Raw genomic sequence first — 4,691 nt, forward strand, 5'->3', positions numbered from 1 at the left:
CCCCGCAGGTAAAGGATCGTCAGTGAGCAATTTAAAGCGAGAGTCGAGCTTTGCTGCTGCTGTAACCCGCTCCCGCGTTCCATCTTGAGAATTACTATCGACGATGAGAATTTCCCGCACCTCACCGCCTTGTTGACTCAATCCCGTCAAACACGGCGCAATTCGATCGACCTCATTCAAGGTCGGTACTACCACACTAACACCATGAGATTCTCGATCGAGTGGCTCCAATTTAGCATCTGCTGTCGAAATCTTTGGCATCAGCGGTGGACGCCGTACCGCTCCTTTTATCAGTCGCGACAACAGGATCGCAGTTGCCGTTCCCTGAAACAATAGCAGTCCCAATCCCACAGCACCTAATATGCCCTCGATCGCTAAATCTTTCAACCAATCCACCTATAATTTTGCTATTTTTAATCCGCTTTAGATCGTACCAAATATTCATAGCCCATCGGAAACTACGGCATCGAGCGATCTCAAATCCGCTTCATTAACCCTTCTTTTGCACTCGAAACCCCTTGCCCTCATCCCGCCTTCGCCTATGGAAACTCAACCTTACAGCGGTGTTGCTGATTTGTGGCTCGCGCTCCGTCTCCGACACGCCGAGCTTCGTATGCCTACGGCAGGCTATCGCCAACGTCTACGGCTTTGCCGTTCGCGCAGCGTCTCCGAAGGAGAGGGTTTAGCGAGACAGCGACGCGCGCTTTGGAGGTTTCCTCCAAAGCGCGCGTCAAGACAAGACAAAGGGATGATTTTCTGTTCTTGTACCACTTTCCCCCTCTCCCCTGACAGGTGTAAGTATTTTACAAAGGGGGAGCAGATACTCACCAAAAAAGGGAAAATAGATGACATCCACCGAGGCAGAGGATAAGAGCAATGCTCAAAAATCAGGGTCTGGGGAAGCCTCCCCCAGATCCGGGTTCTCTTAGCACCAGCTAATATCATGCTGCAACTATCCGTAACCCAGACTCACGCTAATTGACAGATGCCGCGTATGACTAAGCTGCTATCTGTGTCATATTTATTTCATTTTTCTTATCATTATGTTAAATTTAGAAATATGAGATAATTATGAAATGTTGTCATGGGTCGTAAACTCGGACTAAACTACACCTGGAATAAACCCACAGCCGATACCCATCGATCGCGGCAGCACCTCAACATAGCCGTACCCAAACAACAGACCATTGCCGGACTGGCATTACTACTAGCACTTTGGCTAACTGGCTGCACTACACCAGCCAACCGCACCACACCGACCGATCGCAAAGTAGTTTTAACAACCTTTACCGTCATCGCAGACATGACGCGCAACGTTGCAGGTGAGAAGGTAAATGTCGAATCGATCGTCAAACCCGGTGCCGAAATCCATGGTTACGAACCTACACCCAGCGACCTAGCAAGAGGACAAAACGCAACTGTAATCTTCGATAACGGCCTCAATCTAGAACGATGGGCAACCAGATTTTACAATAGTCTTCCAAAGGTACCGCATATTACCTTGAGCGAAGGAGTCAAACCAATCGCGATTGCTAGCGATGCCTCCAAAGGTAAACCCAATCCCCATGCCTGGATGTCCCCCAAAAATGCCCTGATTTACGTTGAGAATATCCGTAAAGCATTGGGTAAAATCGATCCGGCTAATGCCTCAATCTACGATGCCAACGCCGCAACTTACAGCCAACAAATTCGGGCACTCGATACCAAACTCAAACAAGCAGTCGCCAAGATCCCGGCTGACAAACGTTACCTCGTTAGTTGTGAAGGTGCATTTACCTACATTGCCCGCGACTATGGACTCACCGAAGTCTACATCTGGCCAGTTAACGCTGAACAACAAGCCACACCCAAACAAGTCGAACGAGTCATAAATACCGTTAGAGCCAAACAGATTCCCACCGTCTTTTGTGAAAGCACCGTCGATAATCGAGCGCAACTTCAGGTAGCCAAAGAAACAGGTGCCAAATTTGGTGGTGTATTTTATGTCGATTCGCTCTCTCCACCAAATGGCCCCGCATCAACCTATTTGAAATTATTGGAATACAACATTAATACGCTAATTAAGGGCATGACAACCAAATGAACGCAATTGGAATAGACATCGAAAATGTAACCGTTGCTTATCACGGCAAAGTCGCCCTCCATAGTGCATCCCTGCAACTTCAAAGCGGTTCGATTTGTGGATTGGTGGGGATGAATGGTGCGGGAAAATCGACTCTATTTAAAGCGATTATGGGTTTTGTAAAACCCGCTACCGGACGGATTTTAGTTAATGGGTTACCGATACATAAAGCCCAGAAAACTAATATCGTCGCCTACGTACCTCAGTCCGAAGAAGTAGACTGGAATTTCCCAGTTAGCGTCGCCGATGTCGTGATGATGGGGCGGTATGGATATATGAATATCTTGCGAATTCCTGGCTCTAGAGATAAGCAAGCAGTTAGAGAAAGCTTAGAACGCGTGCAAATGTCGGATTTGCGCGATCGACAAATTGGCGAATTATCTGGCGGCCAAAAGAAGCGGACATTTTTTGCTAGGGCACTAGCTCAACAAGCCCAAGTTTTATTATTAGATGAACCATTTGCAGGTGTCGATGTCAAGACCGAAAAAATGTTAATTGACTTACTCCTCCAATTGCGGGAACGCGGACATACAATCCTCATTTCGACTCACGATTTAGCCTCAATTAAAACCTTCTGCGATCGAGTGGTACTTATCAACCGTAGCATTCTGGCATATGGTAATACCTCAGATGTATTTACGCCAGAAAATATTGCCCGCGCCTTCGATAATTCACTTGGAGATTTATCGAGTGTCACCAGCCAGTTAAATGGAAAAAATCGGGATATAAAATAATGGATCTAATTAACTGGTTGGTCGCACCATTGCAATATGAGTTTATGGTGAAGGCAATTTTTGTCAGTGCTTTAGTTGGAATGGTATGTGCGGCACTTTCTTGTTATATGACCCTCAAAGGATGGTCTTTAATGGGTGATGCTGTCTCTCATGCGGTGTTACCAGGGGTGGCTGTTGCCTACATGCTCAACATCCCGTTAGCCATCGGTGCGTTCGTATTTGGCGTCGGCTCGGTTATTGCGATCGGGTTTATCAAAGCGCAAACTAGGATTAAAGAAGATACGGTCATTGGGTTGGTATTTACCGGATTTTTTGCATTAGGATTAGTTCTAATTTCCAAAGTTCGCAGCTCGATCGATCTGACGCATATCCTCTTTGGTAATGTCTTGGGAATTGCCGATGGCGATATCGTCCAGACGGTAATTATTAGTGGCATTACTTTAGTAATTCTGGCAATTCTCCGTAAAGATTTGATGCTATTTTGCTTTGATTCTACCCACGCTCGATCGATCGGTTTAAATACCACATTCCTCTACTACGTCTTATTATCATTACTCTCCCTCACTGCGGTTGCCGCACTCCAAACAGTAGGCATCATTCTCGTCGTAGCGATGTTAGTCACGCCTGGAGCAACGGCATATCTATTGAGCGACAGATTCGATGTGATGATGTTAATTGCAATGGCTTCGGGAATATTTTCGAGCGTGATGGGGACGTATATTAGTTACCATATCGACGGCTCGACAGGCGGCTGCATCGTCGTTTTGCAAACCTTATTATTTCTCGTCGCGATGATTTTTGCACCCAAACATGGCTTGTTGGCTAAATCGCGTGAAGATCGATCGATTACAGCCGCAGATGGAAAGCAATTAGAAAAATAATACAGCGATCGAACATTGACAAAGATTATCGATCGTACTATCGTCTTACTAAAGCACTATCGATAAAAATAATATGGATGCAGTTATTGTTTCATCCAAGTATCAAATTGTAATTCCTAAAGAAATTAGAGAATCAATGGGAATAGTATCGGGTCAAAAAATTCAAATGATTGCCTATCGCAACCGGATCGAACTAATCCCGATTAAACCAATATCTCAAATGAGAGGCTTCCTCAAAGGGATCGATACCGAGGTGACTAGAGAAGAGGACAGGGTTTGAATATTGTTGATTCTTCCGCATGGCTTTCTTACTTTGCAGATGATGGCAATGCTCAATACTTCGCCGAACCGATCGAAAATACAGCAGCTTTACTAGTCCCCAGTATTACGCTGACTGAAGTTTTCAAAGTTATACTCCGTCAACGAGATGAAGATGCAGCTCTAGCCGCAATCGCTCAGATGGAACAAGGACAGACGATCGTGTTGGATAGCCATCTCGCGGTTGATGCGGCGTATTATGGCATTAAGTATAAATTACCATTAGCTGACAGCATTATATATGCCACTGCAATGAAATATGATGCCATCATTTGGACGCAAGATGATGATTTTGAATCGCTAGATCGGGTGAGATATTTTCCAAAGCTAGGCAAAAAATAAACATATAGAGCAGTAATTAAACAGAAAATTAAATATTTTCAATCTGTCTTTAATACATACAAATCTAATAGTTTGCTGATAATTAATACTAATGAGCGTAAGTTGTACGGATGTCGAGCAGTATCTGCACGAACATATACCGCTGTCTAAAGCGATGGCTGTATCGGTTAGCTCGATCGATTCGAGTGGCGTTATTTTATCAGCTCCATTACAACCAAATATCAATCATCGCAGTACGGTATTTGGTGGGAGTATTTCGGCTGTCTCGGTTCTGTCTGCTTGGACTTTAGTTCT

General features: G+C 44.9%; 7 protein-coding genes. 6 read left to right on the plus strand and 1 reads right to left on the minus strand.

The features are described from left to right. Positions 1-396 (minus strand): glycosyltransferase family 2 protein (locus C7B77_RS24405; RefSeq protein ID WP_146138494.1); only part of this gene is annotated, 396 nt, incomplete at its 3' end. A gap of 688 nt (positions 397-1,084) precedes the next feature. On the opposite strand from C7B77_RS24405, the gene C7B77_RS24410 reads away from it, so the two are divergent. The 6 genes from C7B77_RS24410 to C7B77_RS24435 all read left to right on the plus strand — a co-directional run. Next, complete coding sequence (locus tag C7B77_RS24410; protein ID WP_106311041.1) at positions 1,085-2,083, plus strand: metal ABC transporter substrate-binding protein; 999 nt, start codon at positions 1,085-1,087, stop codon at positions 2,081-2,083. After that, positions 2,080-2,856, plus strand: coding sequence for a metal ABC transporter ATP-binding protein (locus C7B77_RS24415; RefSeq protein WP_106311044.1), 777 nt, complete (start codon positions 2,080-2,082; stop codon positions 2,854-2,856). Before C7B77_RS24410 ends, C7B77_RS24415 begins: the two co-directional genes overlap by 4 nt. Beyond that, positions 2,856-3,737 (plus strand): metal ABC transporter permease, encoded by an 882-nt coding sequence (locus C7B77_RS24420; protein ID WP_181244010.1) that lies wholly within the window; start codon positions 2,856-2,858, stop codon positions 3,735-3,737. The genes C7B77_RS24415 and C7B77_RS24420 overlap by 1 nt, the downstream gene beginning before the upstream one ends. Before the next feature lie 73 nt (positions 3,738-3,810). Further along, a complete protein-coding gene (locus C7B77_RS24425; RefSeq protein ID WP_106311050.1) occupies positions 3,811-4,017 on the plus strand; it encodes an AbrB/MazE/SpoVT family DNA-binding domain-containing protein in 207 nt (68 codons plus the stop codon). Beyond that, complete coding sequence (locus tag C7B77_RS24430; protein ID WP_106311052.1) at positions 4,014-4,397, plus strand: type II toxin-antitoxin system VapC family toxin; 384 nt, start codon at positions 4,014-4,016, stop codon at positions 4,395-4,397. The genes C7B77_RS24425 and C7B77_RS24430 overlap by 4 nt, the downstream gene beginning before the upstream one ends. A gap of 91 nt (positions 4,398-4,488) precedes the next feature. Continuing rightward, positions 4,489-4,691 (plus strand): YiiD C-terminal domain-containing protein (locus C7B77_RS24435; RefSeq protein WP_181244011.1); only part of this gene is annotated, 203 nt, incomplete at its 3' end.

The organism is Chamaesiphon polymorphus CCALA 037 (assembly GCF_003003845.1).
Classification (GTDB): Bacteria; Cyanobacteriota; Cyanobacteriia; order Cyanobacteriales; family Chamaesiphonaceae; genus Chamaesiphon; species Chamaesiphon polymorphus.